The 16,173-nt window shown below is 68.6% G+C and carries 15 protein-coding genes; 11 read left to right on the forward strand and 4 right to left on the reverse strand.

All coding sequences use genetic code 11. The annotated features are described in order from the left end of the window. Window positions 1-19 precede the first annotated feature (19 nt). The 8 genes from OV208_RS25165 to OV208_RS25200 all read left to right on the forward strand — a co-directional run bounded on the left by OV208_RS25165 (window position 20) and on the right by OV208_RS25200 (window position 8,734). A complete protein-coding gene (locus tag OV208_RS25165) occupies window positions 20-895 on the forward strand; it encodes an SDR family oxidoreductase (RefSeq protein WP_267576419.1) in 876 nt (291 codons plus the stop codon). Next, on the forward strand, window positions 892-1,515 hold the full coding sequence (locus tag OV208_RS25170) for a glutathione S-transferase N-terminal domain-containing protein (protein WP_267576420.1): 624 nt from the start codon (window positions 892-894) through the stop codon (window positions 1,513-1,515). Before OV208_RS25165 ends, OV208_RS25170 begins: the two co-directional genes overlap by 4 nt. 19 nt (window positions 1,516-1,534) lie before the next feature. Then, window positions 1,535-3,001 carry a protein adenylyltransferase SelO gene (locus OV208_RS25175; protein WP_267576421.1) on the forward strand — a complete coding sequence of 489 codons (1,467 nt, stop codon included), beginning with the start codon at window positions 1,535-1,537 and terminating at the stop codon, window positions 2,999-3,001. An 83-nt stretch (window positions 3,002-3,084) separates the two neighbouring features. Beyond that, on the forward strand, window positions 3,085-3,585 hold the full coding sequence (locus OV208_RS25180) for a hypothetical protein (protein ID WP_267576422.1): 501 nt from the start codon (window positions 3,085-3,087) through the stop codon (window positions 3,583-3,585). A gap of 91 nt (window positions 3,586-3,676) precedes the next feature. After that, complete coding sequence (locus OV208_RS25185; RefSeq protein WP_267576423.1) at window positions 3,677-4,216, forward strand: inorganic diphosphatase; 540 nt, start codon at window positions 3,677-3,679, stop codon at window positions 4,214-4,216. Between the two features lie 5 nt (window positions 4,217-4,221). Continuing rightward, a complete protein-coding gene (locus tag OV208_RS25190) occupies window positions 4,222-5,109 on the forward strand; it encodes a CHAD domain-containing protein (protein WP_267576424.1) in 888 nt (295 codons plus the stop codon). Window positions 5,110-5,246: 137 nt separating this feature from the next. After that, the gene (locus OV208_RS25195) at window positions 5,247-7,343 is read left to right on the forward strand and encodes a DUF4114 domain-containing protein (RefSeq protein WP_267576425.1); all 2,097 of its coding nucleotides are present in this window, start codon (window positions 5,247-5,249) and stop codon (window positions 7,341-7,343) included. A 503-nt stretch (window positions 7,344-7,846) separates the two neighbouring features. Next, on the forward strand, window positions 7,847-8,734 hold the full coding sequence (locus tag OV208_RS25200; protein ID WP_267576426.1) for an RNA polymerase factor sigma-32: 888 nt from the start codon (window positions 7,847-7,849) through the stop codon (window positions 8,732-8,734). Window positions 8,735-8,821: 87 nt separating this feature from the next. On the opposite strand, the gene OV208_RS25205 is transcribed toward OV208_RS25200, so the two are convergent. After that, on the reverse strand, window positions 8,822-9,589 hold the full coding sequence (locus OV208_RS25205) for a hypothetical protein (protein WP_267576427.1): 768 nt from the start codon (window positions 9,587-9,589) through the stop codon (window positions 8,822-8,824). 159 nt (window positions 9,590-9,748) lie between these two features. Here OV208_RS25205 and OV208_RS25210 point away from each other — a divergent pair, with 159 nt between their 5' ends. The 3 genes from OV208_RS25210 to OV208_RS25220 all read left to right on the forward strand — a co-directional run bounded on the left by OV208_RS25210 (window position 9,749) and on the right by OV208_RS25220 (window position 12,088). Beyond that, window positions 9,749-11,005 (forward strand): Hsp70 family protein, encoded by a 1,257-nt coding sequence (locus tag OV208_RS25210; RefSeq protein ID WP_267576428.1) that lies wholly within the window; start codon window positions 9,749-9,751, stop codon window positions 11,003-11,005. Window positions 11,006-11,008: 3 nt separating this feature from the next. Next, window positions 11,009-11,500, forward strand: a complete 492-nt coding sequence (locus OV208_RS25215; RefSeq protein WP_267576429.1) for a hypothetical protein — start codon at window positions 11,009-11,011, stop codon at window positions 11,498-11,500. A 276-nt stretch (window positions 11,501-11,776) separates the two neighbouring features. Further along, window positions 11,777-12,088: a hypothetical protein gene (locus OV208_RS25220; protein WP_267576430.1), complete on the forward strand. Its 312-nt coding sequence runs from the start codon at window positions 11,777-11,779 to the stop codon at window positions 12,086-12,088. Window positions 12,089-12,101: 13 nt separating this feature from the next. Here OV208_RS25220 and OV208_RS25225 read toward each other — a convergent pair whose 3' ends face one another. From OV208_RS25225 to OV208_RS25235, 3 genes are read right to left on the reverse strand one after another with little or no spacing between them, the layout of a single operon-like run. Next, window positions 12,102-12,602, reverse strand: a complete 501-nt coding sequence (locus OV208_RS25225) for a hypothetical protein (RefSeq protein ID WP_267576431.1) — start codon at window positions 12,600-12,602, stop codon at window positions 12,102-12,104. A gap of 35 nt (window positions 12,603-12,637) precedes the next feature. Beyond that, window positions 12,638-13,525, reverse strand: a complete 888-nt coding sequence (locus OV208_RS25230; RefSeq protein WP_267576432.1) for a hypothetical protein — start codon at window positions 13,523-13,525, stop codon at window positions 12,638-12,640. Between the two features lie 4 nt (window positions 13,526-13,529). Continuing rightward, window positions 13,530-16,148, reverse strand: a complete 2,619-nt coding sequence (locus OV208_RS25235) for a TonB-dependent receptor domain-containing protein (protein ID WP_267576433.1) — start codon at window positions 16,146-16,148, stop codon at window positions 13,530-13,532. Window positions 16,149-16,173: the final 25 nt, after the last annotated feature.

Raw genomic sequence — 16,173 nt, forward strand, 5'->3', positions numbered from 1 at the left:
TTCCAGGAGGGCGCAGCGCATGGCGGCTCAGGCTCAGAACGACCGGTTGGATGGCAAGGTGTGCCTCATCACGGGGGCCACCGGCGGCATCGGCCAGGAGACAGCGAAGGCCCTGGCGCGGCTGGGGGCCACGGTGGTGCTGTCCGGCAGGGACGAGGCCCGCACCGCGGCCACCGTCGCCGCCGTGCGTGAAGCCGCGCCCCAGGCGCGCGTGGAATCGCTGCTCGCGGACCTGTCGTCGCTCGCGTCCGTGCGCGCCCTGGCCCAGGCCTTCCGCGAGCGGCACCCACGCCTGGACATCCTCGTCAACAACGCGGGCCTCATCATCGACCGTCGTGAGGTGACGGTGGATGGTTACGAGGCCACGTTCGCGACGAACCACCTGTCGCACTTCCTCCTCACGCACCTCTTGCGCGACCTGCTGGTGGCCAGTGGCCCCGCGCGCATCATCAACGTGTCATCGGGCGGGCACGCCCTCGCGAGCGCGAAATTCCTGGATGATCCGCAGACGGCGAACCAGCGCTACCGCCCCATCCGGGTCTACGGCAACGCCAAGCTCAGCAACATCCTGTTCACCAAGGGACTGGCGAAGCGCCTCGCGGGCACGCAGGTGACGGCGAACGCGCTGCACCCGGGTGCGGTGCGCACGGGCTTCGGGCACAACAGCCAGGGCATCTTCCGCTATCTGGTGAAGCTGGGCGCGCCCTTCATGATCTCCCCCGAGAAGGGCGCGAGGACGTCGGTGTACCTGGCGGCCTCCCCCGAGGTCGCGGGCGTCAGCGGGGAGTATTTCAACAAATGCCGCAAGGTGAAGCCGTCGTCCGCCGCCCGGGACGAGGCGCTCGCGGAGCGGCTCTGGCAGGTGAGCGAAGAGCTCACGGGAGTGAAGGCATGATCGACCTGTACACGTTCAAGACCCCCAACGGCCGCAAGATCTCCATCGCGTTGGAGGAGCTGGGCATCCCCTACAAGACCCACGTGGTGGACATCTCCAAGGGCGACCAGTTCAAGCCCGAGTTCCTGGCCATCAATCCCAACAACAAGATTCCGGCCATCGTGGACCACGCGGCGCCGGGCGGCACGCCGCTCTCCCTCTTCGAGTCCGGCGCCATCCTGCTGTACCTGGCGGAGAAGACGGGCACGCTGATGCCCACGGATCCGCGCGGCAAGGCGGAAGTGACGCAGTGGCTGATGTTCCAGATGGGCGGCGTGGGGCCCATGCTCGGCCAGCTCAACCACTTCGAGGTCTACGCCCCCACGAAGGTTCCCTACGCCATCGACCGCTTCCGCGCGGAGTCCAAGCGCATCCTGGGGGTCTTGGACAAACACCTGGGCTCGCGCGACTACCTGGCCGCCCACTACTCCATCGCGGACATCGCTACGTACCCGTGGCTGAAGGCGGTGCACGGAAACCCCAAGTTCGCTGAATTCTTCCAGGACACGCCCAACATCCTCCAGTGGCTGCACCGCGTGGGCAGCCGTCCCGCCGTGCAGCGGGGCATGCAGATCCCCTGACGGGGGTTGCCCCAAGGCCATGGCCCCGCTCGGACAGCTCGTCTTCGACAACACCTACGCCCGCCTGCCGCCCGGGTTCGCCGCCCGGGTGGCCCCCGCGCCCTTCCCGGACGCGCACGTGGTGAGCGTGAACCCGGCCGCGCTGCGCCTGCTGGGGTTGGACGCGGACGCGGCGACGCGCCCGGAGTTCGCGCGGGTGTTCGGCGGGGGCCAGTTGCTGCCCGGCATGGAGCCCCTGGCCATGGTGTACGCGGGGCACCAGTTCGGGGTGTACGTGCCCCGCCTGGGAGACGGCCGCGCGCTGCTCCTGGGCGAGGTGCGTGCCCCGGACGGAGCGAAGTGGGACCTGCACCTGAAGGGCGGTGGTCCCACGCCCTTCTCGCGCGGCGGTGACGGACGCGCGGTGCTGCGCTCCACCGTGCGCGAGTACCTGGCCGGAGAGGCCCTGCACGCCCTGGGCATCCCCACCACCCGGGCGCTGTGCATGCTGGGCAGTCGCACGCCGGTGTACCGCGAGGACGTGGAGACCGGGGCGATGCTGGTGCGGATGGCGCCCTCGCACGTGCGCTTCGGCACCTTCGAGTTCTTCCACCACACCGAACAACCCGCGCACGTGGCCACGCTCGCGGAGCACGTCATCGCCGGCCACTTCCCACACTTGCTGGGACAGGAGCGGCGCCACGCGCGCTTCTTCGAGGAGGTGGTGGAGCGCACCGCGAAACTCATCGCCGGGTGGCAGGCGGTGGGCTTCGAGCACGGCGTGATGAACACCGACAACATGTCCATCCTGGGGCTCACGCTGGACTACGGGCCCTATGGCTTCCTGGACGACTTCGACCCCGGCTTCGTCAGCAACCACTCCGACCACCAGGGCCGCTATGCGTTCGACCAGCAGCCGCGCGTCGCGCTGTGGAACCTGGCCTGCCTGGGGGAAGCGCTGCTGACGCTCATCACCGAGGACGAGGCCCGCGCCGCCCTGGGCGCCTTCCAGCCCGCGTTCGCCGCGCACTTCCTCGCGCGCATGCGCGAGAAGCTGGGCCTGTCCGAAACCCGCGACGAGGACCGCACGCTCGTCGAGGACCTGTTCGGCCTGATGGCGGGTTCGCACGTGGACTACACGCGCTTCTTCCGCGCGCTGAACCGGTTCGATTCAAAGCCTGACGCGCGCAACGACGCGCTCCGCGACCACTTCCTGCCACCGGAGGGCTTCGACGCGTGGGCCGCGCGCTACCGGGCACGGCTGGACGCCGAGGGCAGCGTGGACACCGCGCGCCACGCGCGCCTGGACCGCGTCAATCCGAAGTACGTCCTGCGCAACTGGGTGGCGCAGCAGGCCATCGCCCGGGCCCAGGAAGGGGACTTCGCGGAGGTGGACCGGGTGCTCGCGCTCGTGTCCGCGCCGTTCGACGAACACCCGGATTCGGAGGCCTACGCGGCCGCTCCGCCGACATGGGGCCGACACCTCGTGGTGAGCTGTAGTTCCTGACGCGCGCTGTCACCGTCCGCCCAGCAGGCAGGCGGGCACCTCCTCGCGGGAGTCCGTGGAACGGGGTGCCTAGCTTGGAGGGCATGATCGAACCTCCTGCTCCGCCCCGCATCGTGTTCCGCGCCCTCGGTCCAGGGCTCGTCGGCGCCACCGCGCTGACGCTGGTGCACGAGAGTGCCCGACGCGTCCTGAAGCATCCGCCGCGCATGGACGTGCTGGGCATGCGCTCCCTCAAGAAAGGCATCCGCTTCTTCGGCGGCGAGCCCGCGAGGGACCGCCAGCTGCATCGCCAGACGCTGGCGGCGGACCTGGTGTCCAACGGGCTCTTCTTCTCGCTCGTCGCCCTGGGGCGCCCCAAGCGTCCCTACCTTCGCGGCGCGGTGCTGGGGCTGCTCGCCGGCCTGGGCGCGGTGGCGCTGCCTCCCTGGCTGGGTCTGGGCAAGGCACCGTCCCAGGCCAGGCCCTCCACGTCGCTGCTCACCGTCGCCTGGTACACGCTGGGCGGACTGGCCGCCGCGCGCGCGACGCGGCGGCTGATGGCCCGGAGCGAACCCCCGCTGCCCCTGGGAAGACCTGTCGGGTAGAGCCGCGCGCGCCGTCCAAGGTCGGCGAGTGAAATCCTTTCCGGTGGAGCACTTGCCGTGGGCGGACAGGCGACACCAGCCTTGAAGGTTCATGGCCACCGACTTCACCCGCCTGCCCTTGCGCGGCTTCCAGGATGCGTTGAACGTCGTCGTCGAGTCGCCCCGCGGTTCGACGGTGAAGCTCAAATACGACACGAAACTCCAGGCCTTCACCCTGTCGCGGCCGCTGACGCGCGGGTTCCGCTACCCGTTCGACTGGGGCTTCATCCCCAGCACGAAGGGCCCGGACGGCGACCCGCTGGACGCGCTGGTGTACTGGGACGTGCCCACGTGGCCCGGCGTCGTGCTGCCGTGCCGGCCGCTGGGCGTGCTCCTGGTGGACCAGAAGAAGAAGGACAGCCAGACGGGCGCGCGCGAGCGCAATGATCGCGTGCTCGTCGTCCCCGTGAACGCCCCCCGCGCGGAGGGGATGAATTCCTACCAGGACCTGTCCCGGCGCGAGCTGGAGGAGCTGGAGCACTTCTTCCTCGCGGTGGTGCACTTCGCGGACAAGGACGCGCACGTCCTCGGCTGGGAAGGCCCCGAGGCCGCCGAGCGCATGGTCATCCAATATGCCCAGAAGGAGGACTGACCGCCATGCCTCCTCCCACTCCCATCCGGGGCCTCGGCCCCGACACCGCGCTGGGCGACGCCGCCCGCCGCATCCTCGCCGGCCGACTCGCGGACGCGCGCCACCCCGAAGCCCAGCTTGACGAGGAGCTGGACGAGGACGGCGTGCACGACATGCGCGTGGCCACCCGCCGCCTGCGCGCCGCGCTCCAGGTGTTCCACGCCACCGGCAAGCTCACCCAGTTGGAGGCGGACGTGAAGCGCCTCCAGGACGCCCTGGGCGACGTGCGCGACCTGCACGTCCAGGACGCGTGGCTGGACACCGCCGCGAAGGGGAAGAAGGACGCCGCGAAGGCGCTGGTCGGCCTGCGTGAGTCCCACCTGTCCGGCCTCAAGGCGAAGGAGAAGGCGCTGCGCGCGGAGCTGGAGCGCTGGTCGGGGCGCACCGTGCCGCGCCTGCTCAAGAAGCTGGACTCGCTGGAGGACGACCACCGCTTCTCCGGCAAGCGCGTGCGAGGACACCTGCGCCAGCGCCTGCGCCGCGTGGAGAAGCGCCTGGAGCGCTATGCCGACGCGCCCGACGCCGCCTCCGCGCACGCCCTGCGCAAGGAGTTGAAGAAGCTGCGCTACGAATTGGAGATCTACCAGCCGGCCTTCCGCCGCACCGTGGGCGCGCTGCTGGAGGTGTTGGTGCCCCTGCAGGATGGGCTGGGCGAACTGCACGACGCGGACGTGCGTCTGGAGTTGTTCGAACGCGCCGCCGCCGAAGCCCCACCCGGACAGCGCAAGGCCGCGCGCAAGCTGCTGCCCCAGGCCCGGGAGGAGCGCGCGGAGCGGTCCGCCGAAATCGCCCGCGAGGTGCAGCGCTGGCACGCGGAGGCCATTCCCAAACGGCTGCGCAAGGCTTTGACCTGACAGGAAAATCGGACAAAGCGACTTCCTGTTTGAATCCAGACGACCTCCCCGCGTCTCCAGCGGGTCCGCCGGGTCCGCATGGCCCGGCGGGCCTCGACCTGCCCTCGCGGGTCCGCTGAAGCCAGAGGAGTCTGCCCTTGCATCCCCCTTCCTCCCGGCGTCTGGCCCTCGTGGCCGGAGCCGCCCTGTCCGTCATGCCCACGGTGGCCGTCGCCACCGAGTCCCCCTCCCTCCAAGGCCCCAAGGCGGTCCGCCTTCCGCCCCAGCTCACCTCTGTCACCCAGTCCGTGGAAGCGCTGTACGCGGGAGACCCCGCGCAACTGGGAGTCCAGGCGGTGGATCCGCAGGGCAGTCCGCTCACATTCTCCTGGAGTGCGAGCGCGGGCACGTTGGGAGCGCCCGTGAACGGCGCGAACTCGAGCAGCCGGAGCTGGACCGCGCCCGCGTGTCTTGCGGACGGCAGCGCGCCCGTCGTCGCGACGGTCAGCAATGGCCTGGGCCTGTCCACTTCAGCGGCCTTCGAGTTCAGCGTGGTCCAGGACCTGTACCTCGATCGCCAGCCGGCGTTCGCGGCTTCGGGCTTCACGGAGATCCAGGGGGTGACGCTCACCTCGCAGCAGACGCTGCGCGCGAACCCGGCGTGGATGCCGGAGTCCCCGGAGTATCTCGTGCTGCCGTCGGATCAGCGGCTGACGGTGTCGTTCGTGTACGAGAGCGCGGGTGGGAGCCATGCGCTCGGGTATCTCTACGTCGATGACCTCGTGGCGACCGGCTTCGTGGACTCCCAGGGCAACCTGAGGGACTCCAACGCCAACGGCATCGCGGACCTGCACGAGGACCTCTACAACCTGGCGCCTCCCACCGGCCCCCAGGCCCGTGCGTACATCGGCGTCAACCGCCGCTGTACCCGGACCTTCACCTCGGGAGGCTTCACCTACAGCCAGCCCGAACTGGCGAGCAACAGCTCCTGCGCCACGGCCTTCTCGGCGAACCAGTCCCTGGAGGATGCCCGGCCCGGTTCCCACCCGAACGTGAACATCGATGTCGTGGGTAGCCTCCCGCCCGCGACGCCCGGCACCGGCCATTCGGACAACGGACTCTTCGCGCGCATCCCCAACCTGCTGGAACCCACGCACGCCCTGAATGGGAACCGGGGCCTGGGCCACCTCCCGTTCCTGCTCTCCGACGACGACAGCGACCTGAGCACGTATCAACAGCTCGGCGCGGTGGGTGATGGCTCCACCGCCAGCGACGGCATTCCCGACTACGACGTCTCCGCCTACGACGCCCACGGCCTTCCGCGGTCCGTCAATCCAAACCCGGGCATCAGCTCCTATGACCGGACGGTGGACCTGGGAGTCGTCCAGGGCGGCCGGGAGCTGGTCTTCTTCCTGGTCGTCGCCTCCGCGCCGTCCCATGTCCCGGACGAAGGCACGGTCTTCCCGTGTCTGCGCAAGGACCCCAATGGCCAGTGCACGCTGCATCTGAAGTCACCCATCTCCGTCTTCTTCTCCAAGGCGAAGTGGAACCTGGACCAGGACCCCGTGGGCCAGGCGCCGGCGGCGGCCCGGAACCTCGGCTGTTCCTACAGTGAGCTGTGCAATCCGGCGGCCCCCTCCACGGGCGCCTGCACCGTGGTCGGCACCACGCAGTCCCTGTGCGGGTGGTTGGATAGCGATGCCCGGGTCCGGCTCAACACGCCCAACTACGGGAACATCAACCTCCCGAGGACGGCCACCGTCGCGCCCCAATCCCTCAGCATCAACATGAACATGCCCCACGTCATGGTGGGCGCGACGGACAACTGGCCCGGCGAGGTGCTGATGGCCTTCGAGGACCTCAATGGCGGAGGGGACCGGGACTTCAACGACGTCGTCTTCCTCCTCCGGTCCGACCCGTACGGCGCCGTGCGCTCGCGCGTGTTGAGTCCCGCGGACGCGGGGTGCGCCATCTCCCACGTGTACTTCGAAAAGCAGGACACGCGGGATGCCGCCACCTGCGATGCCACGTCCTCCATCGCCTATGCGGTGTCCACCGACTGCGGCAGTCCCACGCCCACCTGGCACCCGGTGACGTTCCAAGGCCCGCAGCAGTACCGCATCCTGGATGTCTCCAGCACGCCCGGCCACCAGCTCTGCTGGAAGGCCACGCTGGCTGGCGGGCGCAGCAGCACCTGCCAGCCCACCATTTCCAACGTGGACATCGGGTACGAGTCCGTGCCCGTCACGCCCTGACGTGTCGCCTGACGCGGACGCCGCGAAGCATCCTGGACACGGGCCTGCTCCGCGGCGTCCACGGCGGCCTGGATGATGGCCCCGCCGGACGCCGCCGCGGCGCCCGAAACCGCCGGGTGTGTGCCCTCCGCCGGCTTCGGCTCACAGACGCAGCCGGCGGAGTTCATGAGGAGGAGCAGCCAGGCACGCTGCATTGAGGACACTCGCCCCGCCGGGCCCCTGGTGGAGGCGCCGAGGCGTCCCTACCTCCCTGATGGATGTGATCTCCCCTGCGCACAGGTCGGAGGGCAGGCAACCCTCCCCGGGGGGCATCCGGAAGAACCTTCGGATCAGGGCGCTGTAAAAACTGCCGGTTTCCGCCCTAAGCATCGGAGCGTCTTCGCGCAACCCACCAGAATCATTGAGGTTGGCCGCTACCTGGCATTGGCACCTGCATTGCTAAAGGTTCTCCCGTCGCAGCAAACGAGCGGAACACATCCCGCCCTCTTCCCCGAGAGACCCCCATGCAGGCTTCCAACTCCTTCTCTTCTGCTGACTCGCTCTCCACGTACCTCTCGGAGATCAACCACTACCCGCTGCTGAGCCCGCAGGAGGAGCAGGCGCTCTCCCGCAGCTTCCGCGCTGGCGACCTGTCCGCGGGCCACCACCTGGTGACGAGCAACCTGCGCTTCGTGGTGAAGGTGGCGTACGAGTACCGCTCCTACGGCCTGAAGATGTCGGACCTCATCCAGGAGGCGAACATCGGCCTGATGAAGGCCGTGCAGAAGTTCGACCCGGAGAAGGGCATCCGCCTCATCTCCTACGCGGTGTGGTGGATCCGCGCGTACATCCAGAACTACGTGCTGCGCAACTGGAGCCTGGTGAAGCTGGGCACGACGCAGGCGCAGCGCCGGCTGTTCTTCAGCCTGGCCCGCACCCGCCGCGAGTTGGAGAAGCAGGGCGCCGGCGACGGCCACATCGTCAACGCGGAGGAGATCGCCCGCAAGCTGAACGTGAAGCCCACGGAAGTGCGTGAGATGGAGCAGCGCATGGGCGGCCGGGACCTGTCCCTGGACGCGCCGGTGGGTGAGGACGGGGACGCCACGCACCTGGACTTCGTGGAGTCCGAGGCGGCCTCCCACGCGGATGAAGTCGCGGACCGGCAGCAGGCGGGCCTCACCCGCAACCTGGTGCAGCGCGCCCTGACGCGCCTGGATCCCCGCGAGCGCTTCATCATCGAGCAGCGCGTGATGAGCGATTCGGAGATGACGCTGAGCGAGCTGGGCGAGCACTTCGGGTTCTCCCGCGAGCGCGCCCGTCAGCTGGAGATCCGCGCCAAGGACAAGCTGAAGGCGGAGCTGGCGAACCTGATGGCCGAGGCCGGCCTGGACCAGGCGGAACTCGCCGCGTAACGCGCGAGGCGTAGCACCTGCGACAGCGATTCGGCCCCGGACCCTCGCGTGGGAAGCGCGAAGGAACGGGGCCGAGTCATGTCCGGGCTACTGGGGCGCGACGCCCGGCGAGGACTCACCGCTCTCCGGCGCGGCGGGCGCCGCTGGCTGCGTGCGGGACGTGGCGTCGATGCGCAGCGCCCGCGGCTCACCGCTGTTCGCATCCGTGCGGTACGAGGCCCGCACCTGCGCGCCTTCCTGGATGTCCGCGGCGCTCGCGGTCCGGCCGTCCACCCGCACCTGCGTGGTGGGCCCCACCTGGAGCCGCAGTTGGGGCTCTCCGCCCTGGCTGAGCAGCACCTCGCGGGAGCTCGCGCTCAGCACCTCGCCGGAGATCTGCTGGTCCTGCGCGGAGGGCTGCGCGTTGGCCACCGGGGCCGCCACGGGCGCGTTCTGGCCCACGACCTCACGTGACGGCGTCAGCCCCTGCTGGAGCCGGCGTTGGGCGTCCAGGGCGCTCGCCTGGGCCTGCTGGGCCTCGGACTGGGCCTGCTGGGTGCGCGCCTGCGCCTGCTGCTGGCTGGCCTGGGCCTCCTGCGATTCCTTCTGGGCGGTGGCCTGGGCCTCCTGGAGCTCCTGCTGCTTGCGCTGGAGGTCCTCCTGGGCCCGAGCGGCCTCGCGCTGTTGCCGGGAGGCCTCCTTCTGCGCGTCCCGAGCACTGTCGAAGGCCTCCTCCGAGCGGGCCTGGGCCTGCTCGACCTCCTGCCCTGGGGCGGCCCGGGTGCCTTCCTGTCGGGTGCGATCGCCGTCCTGGCAGGCGGTGCCCACCACCAGTGCCGCGACTCCCGCCGTGAGCCATGTCGTGCGCGATTTCATGGGGTTCTCCTGTCGAAGGGATGACAGGGCAAAGATGGCGAGGGCGCGCGAGGAACCAAGCCATGGGGCCGCGAGCGCCCGATGCCCTGCCCGCTCCACGGCAGGCACTCACTTTGGGGCTACCGCGACCGGAAGAATGGCGATAAGGGGCGCCCCCCCATGCGCGCCTGCGGACTCGACTTCGGAACCAGCAACACCGCCCTGGCCCTGCCGGATGGCACCGTGTTGCCCCTGCAGCCCCACACGCCGGAGCCGCGTCTGTTCCGCTCTGTGTTGTTCTTCGCGGAGGACGAGAAGGAGATCTTCGCGGGCGCGGACGCCATCCAGCGCTACCTGGAGGACAACAACGGGCGGTTCATCCAGTCCGTGAAGTCCTTCCTGCACAGCTCGTCCTTCCGGGCGACGCAGGTGAAGGGGCGCACGTTCACCATCGAGGATTTGGTGGCCATCCTGCTGCGCCGCGTGCGCGAGTCGGCCGGGGCGCACCTGGGCGAGCTGCCGGACGCGGTGGTGATGGGACGGCCCGCGGTGTTCACGCCGGATCCGGACGCGGACGCACTGGCGGAGAAGCGGCTGCGCAAGGCGGCGGAGCTGGCGGGCTTCACGCACGTGCAGTTCCTCATCGAGCCCATCGCGGCGGCGCTCGCGTACGAGGCGCGGCTGACGCGCGACGAGTTGGTGTTGGTGGCGGACTTCGGCGCCGGCACCACGGACCTGACGCTGATGAAGCTGGGACCGTCGCGCCGGGGGAACCTGGACCGCAGGCCGGACGTGGTCGGGTCCACGGGTGTGCGCATCGGTGGTGACCGGTTCGACGCGGAGATCATGCGGCACAAGCTGTTGCCGCGCTTCGGGGCGGGGTCCACGTACAAGGTGAAGGGCTTCAGCGAGAAGCGGATGCCCATTCCGCAGCACGTGATGGCGAAGCTCTTGAACTGGCATGAGATGTCGTTCATCCGGGAGAAGTCCACGCAGGAGCTGCTGGAGGTGATGCTCGACACGAGCGACCGGCCGGCGGAGATCGAAGCGCTCTACGACCTGGTGATGGACAACCTGGGCTACCGGCTGTTCCGGTCGATTGAAGCGGCGAAGGTGCGGCTGTCGAGCGAGGACGTGGCGACCATCGACTTCGACGAGGCGCGCATCCGCCTGCACGAACCGATTACCCGCGCCGAGTTCGACACGGCGAGCGCCGCGTTGCTGGCTGAACTCTCGCAGTGCACCGAAGGGCTGTTGGCGAAGCACCCGGAGGCCAGGGACATTGACGCCGTGTTCCTCACGGGCGGTTCGTCACAGATTCCCGCGGTGCGGGAGCTGTACGTGAAGCGCTTCGGTGAGGAGCGCGTGCGCACCGCGGATGCATTCACCTCCGTGGCGGAGGGTCTGGGACGCGCGTCCTCGTGGCTCGCGGGGTGAAGCATGGGTGGGCTCACAGCAGGACGCTGGCTCGCGGCGGGCGCCGCGCTCTCACTGTCGTTGTCGTGTGTCGGGCCTGCGGGCAGGACCTTCGTCACGGGGCAAATCCAGCCCCGGCAGATCCGCTTCGTGACCATCGTCGAAGCGCAGCCCGAGGAAGCAGGAGGCTGGCGGGCAGCCTGCATCCACATCCGGATTTCGCGCGAGAACACCGGCGAAGCCATCTTGTGCAAGTTCGGGCTAGAAACGCCTCTTCACACCAAGGACGGCCCTGTCTCCACCTCCCTGGCGCAGCGCATCGCGGCGGACCGAATCAACGAAGCCTCGCATTCCCTCTTCAGGACAGCCTCGCTGGAATCGCCGCTCGGGATGCTTTGCGAGTCACTGAAGGCAACGCTTCGTACGACCGTGCCAGCATCGATTGGTGGTTCCAAGGTACCGACTTTGTGTCACGCCAAGTCATCCCCGGTGCAGTTTGGTGCCATCAATCTTTGACACGGGAGTTCGTGCAACATGCCGCCCAGCACTGAACAATTGCTGGCCATCGCCAGACATTATTGGCCAGCGCCAGGGCCGAAAGACCCGGACGAAACCAGCCCGGAGTACGCACGTCTCTTCAAGCGCTGGGACGAAGCAGCACAAGACATCCCACTGTGGCATGGGTTCCTTGACCACCTGAGAACACTGCTTCCAGCGTTCAGCCTGGGCGATGGCACCGGACCGTCCCGGGTCAGCTTCCGCTGCATCGCCTATCCCGCGAAGGGTATTCCCATGCCGCCCATTCCCTGGGCCATCGTGGGCTGCATGAGCATCCTGGCGCCCGTCTTCACCGTGTACGGCATCTCGTTCGAATACCAGGGACGCAAGCAGAGCAAGGCCCAGTTGCACCTGGACCCGCTGCCTGAAGCCATGACCGAGACGGCACGCCTCATCGCCCGGGAACTGGAAGCCCGTTACAACGTCAGCGAGCTTCCGCGAGACGTAGCGGCCACCCCGGTGCCAGTCATCGTGGATTGGACGCGTCCTCCCCAGACCACCCTGTTCGACGCGCTCTTCGACAGCGAGCCCACCACCGTCCCGTAACGGGAGGATCCCCCTACAAGGTTCCGCCGTCCAATGGGCCAGAAGGAATGGGCGGATGAGGTGCATCTCCTGCATCCGGAACGCCTGCATCAGCAGGCTCCGAACTCAGTGGAAGTTCTGGCTCGGCTCCCACGCTACGACGAAGGATCCGACCGTCGAGGCTGACGGCGTAGCGGGCGTCGGTGTCCACCCCGACATACTGCGCACCGCAGGCCTCAGGATCTTCGTGGATCAGGATGAAGAAGACGTCGCCCTGTCGGATGACACGGGAGCGATACGCTTCCGGCCGTCCCCTGCAAGGGCGCTCTTCATTGGAGCCCGGCGGAATGAAGTCATCCATCGCCACCCGGACGGCCTGGAGCAGCCTGCCACCCAATTCATAGGGCCTGCTCTCGGTTCCAACCTGAAGTGCGGACTGCGCATGGAAGGAAGGGAACACGATGCTCCGGTCCCCTTCCCACGAAGCAGGCAATGCCCCCAGGGAATGCACACAACTGGCGAGGAGCAGCGCCATCACAGCAGCGCATACACCTGCCGAAACGCCGAACCTCAGGGCCCCACGTCCACCGTGCGAGTCGCCCAGTCCACGCCGCCCCGGCCGTCGCGCGCCACCACCCAGAAGGTGATGCGCTCCGGCGTCATGGACGTCTGGTAGGTCGTCGTCGGGTCTCCGGGCTTGCCGTCCACCGGCTCCAACGAACGGAACGAATTCACCTCGCCCTCCCCCGTCGCGAACCAGCTGTAGAAGACCTGCTCCGTCTTCGTCCCGTCCGCCGTGGAGTAGGCCTCCTCGCTGCCCTCCGCCAACACCGGCCTGAACGTCACCTCCGAGTCCAGCGGCAGCGGCCCCACCAGCGGCTCTTCCGCCCACAGCACGTCCTGCAACACCGGGTTCTGGTTCGGCGTCTGCGTGGAGCGCAACGTGATGCGCCGCACCCCGCGCTCCACGCCCTCCGGCGTCCCGCTGCCGTCCGTCGCCTCGTACCCCACGAACAGCGGCAGCCCTGTCTCCAGCACCGCGCGCACCGTCGGATCGTTGAAGTCGAACCCGCCGCCACTCCCGCCCCCCGTGCTGCCCGTCGCCGCCTGGAACGCCGCGATGAGCAGCGCCTGCACCGCCGGGTCGCTCAACGACAACACCCCGTCCTGCAACGCGACGCCGTTGGCGCCCGGACAGCCCGTGTCCCCATAGGGATTCACGTCCGGCCGGCACAGCGCGTACGTCACCGTCACCGGACGGCCATCCGGCGTCACCGCCAGCGCGTTGAACGTCACCGGCGGCGGCAACGTGGACGCGTTCGGATCCAACGCCAGCTCCGCGGGCTCCGCCTTGATGGCCAGCACGCGCACGCGGCGAATTTCACTCTGCAATTCGAAGTCGGGACCGCACGCGCTCAACACCAGCAGGGCGGCACACAGCAGGACGGGAGTGCGCATGGCGTCAGAAGCTCCCCTTGGCGCCGAGGATGGGCAGGATGGGCAGGCCCTTGAAGAACTCGCGCTGAGAGTAATTGTAGTTGTAGGCCACGCCTTCGACGGACTGGTTGTTGTAGGCGTTCGTCAGGTCCAGGTAGACGTCCAGGTTCCACGTGTCGAAGATGATGTTCTTGTCCACGCGGATGTCCAACTGGTTGAACGATGGCAGTCGCTGCGAATTGACCGCGCCGTAGTACGGGATGAACACGTCCGTCGTGTCGTCACGCCGCGCCCCCTCCACCGGCGTCGTCGGGTTGCCGGAGGCCAGGCGGAAGCGCGCGCCCACCTCCCAGCCCTTCGGCAGCTTGTAGCTGGCGATGGCCGTCAGCACATGCGTCTGGTCGTTGTCGAACAGGCGCCAGCGAGCATCCGGTGCGTCCCGGCGCTCGCTGCGGCTGAGCGTGTACGAAATCCAGCCGAACAGCCGGTCCGTCAGCGCCCGGCGAATCAGCAATTCAAAACCGTAGATGCGCCCCACGCCGCCGTTCTTCAGCACCTCCGGCACCGATTCGCCGTCGCGGATGATGCGCGCGTTGGAGCGCACGATGAGGTCGTCCAGGTCGTTGTAGAAGACCTCGCTGCCCACGAACCATTCGGGCCGCGCCTGCCACTCCGCGCCCACGCTGTACTGCAGCGACCGCTTCGCCCCCAGGTCCGGATTGCCGAACCCCGGCGACGGCTCATCCTGCACCGGCGGGCTGTGGTAGACGCCCGCGCCGCCCTTCAACGTCAGCGTCTCCGTGAGCGCGTAGCGCACCGCCAGTCGCGGGTTCACCGTGCGCTTCACCTCCTGCTGATCCGTGAAGATGTAGCTCTCCGTGCGGATGCCCGGCACCACCAGCAGCTCCTTCACCGGCCGCCACCGCACCTCCGCCCACGCGGACGGGTAGTACTGGGTGAAGTTGCCGTCGATGTTGATGAGGTCCTCCGTCACCAACGGGGTCGGCGGCTCGCCCTCACGCGGAGGCTGCTGGATGCTCGCGCGCACCTTCGCCAGGTTCGTCACCACATCCAGACCGCCCGCCACCGTCACCGCGTCGTTGAACGCGTACTCAATCGTGGGCCGCAGGAACAAATCCGTGGACGCGATGCGCAGGCCGCGCTCGCCAATGGAGAAGTCCAACAGCGTGTTGCCAATGAGCGCATGCGTGTCCAACGTCAGCTTGCCCTCGCGGTACTGGTGCCGCAGGCGCAACTGGTTGAAGCCCGTCGTCACATCCAGGCCGCCGTTGACGGACGGGTCCCCATCCGCCGGCTGGTCCAACAGTAGCGCCAGCCGGTCGCGCGACGTGAGCCCCTGCAACGTGAAGGTGTGACGCTTGTTCGGCTTCCACACCAGCTTCGCCTGCGCGTCGTAGTAGCGCGGCGCCACCTGGAGGCTGTCGTCGTCGAACGGCACCGCCTTGAGCACCACGTCGATGTACGAACGCCGGCCGCCAATCGCGAAGCTCAGCGTGTCCGTGATGGGGCCTTCCACCACCGCGTTGGACTCAATCAGGCTGATGCCCACCGTGGCGTGCAGCCGGTCCGTGCGAGGCTCGCGGCTGCGCACGTTGATGACGCCGCCCGTGATGTCGCCGTAGTACGCGGAGAAGTTGCCGGGCAGGTAGTCCACCGCCTCCAGCAGCTCCGAGTTGTACACGGAGGTGAGCCCACCAAAGTGATACAGGATGGGGATGCGCAGGCCGTCCAGGAAGACGCCGGACTCCTGGGGGCTGGTGCCACGGATGACCAGCGCGCCGCCGTTGAACGCGGGCCGCGCCACGCCCGGCAGGTTCTGCACCACCTTGAGCGTGTCACCCTGCGTGCCCGGGATGCGCTGCACCTCCGCCACCTGGATGGTGGTGCGCGTCACCTCCTTGCGCTCACGGTCGCTGCGAACCACCGTCTCGTACGAGCTGAAGATGCGCCGCTGCACGTAGTAGGTGGCCTGCGTCTCCTGCCCTTCCGCGATGGTCTCCTGCGTGCGGAAGCGGTCGTAGCTGCCCAGCACCACCACCACCGGGTGCGTGCCCACCGGGACGCCTCGGAAGGAGAAGCGGCCCTCGCTGTCCGTCACGGTGGCGCGGTCCAGCTCCGTCAGCACCACCTCCGCGCCCACGAGCGGCTTGCGCGTGCCGCGCTCCAGCGCCTTGCCGCTGAAGTTCACCGGGCCCTGCGGCTCCGCGATGCCGCCGTCGGTGGTGGCCTCGGGAGGCGGCTCCGGCGCGCGGAAGACGAACTGGTAGGCGTATTGGATGCGCACCGGAGAAGGGACGTTGTCCACCTCCGCGGGCTCGAACTGGAACTGCTTCACCGCGGCGGTGGCCGCTTCGTCGAAGCCGTTGCCAGCGGGCTGGGTGATTTCGACATTCGTGACGGTGCCCGTCTCCGAGATGTCGATGAACATCACCACCGTGCCCTCCAACTGCTGGGCGGCGGCCTCCGGCGGATAGGTCGCTTCGACCTGACGCAGGAGCGCGGGCGGCTTCGTCAGCACGCCGGTGGGAACGCCAGCATCGCCGGCGGGAACACCTGCGTCCGGGGCCTGTGCTGCAGCCCCGGTCGCAAGCAATAGACAGACGACGCAAGCGAGCGTTTTCATGAAGGGTGCGCGGGTCTCCCGCGCA

Source organism: Corallococcus sp. bb12-1 (assembly GCF_026626765.1).
GTDB lineage: Bacteria > Myxococcota > Myxococcia > Myxococcales > Myxococcaceae > Corallococcus > Corallococcus terminator.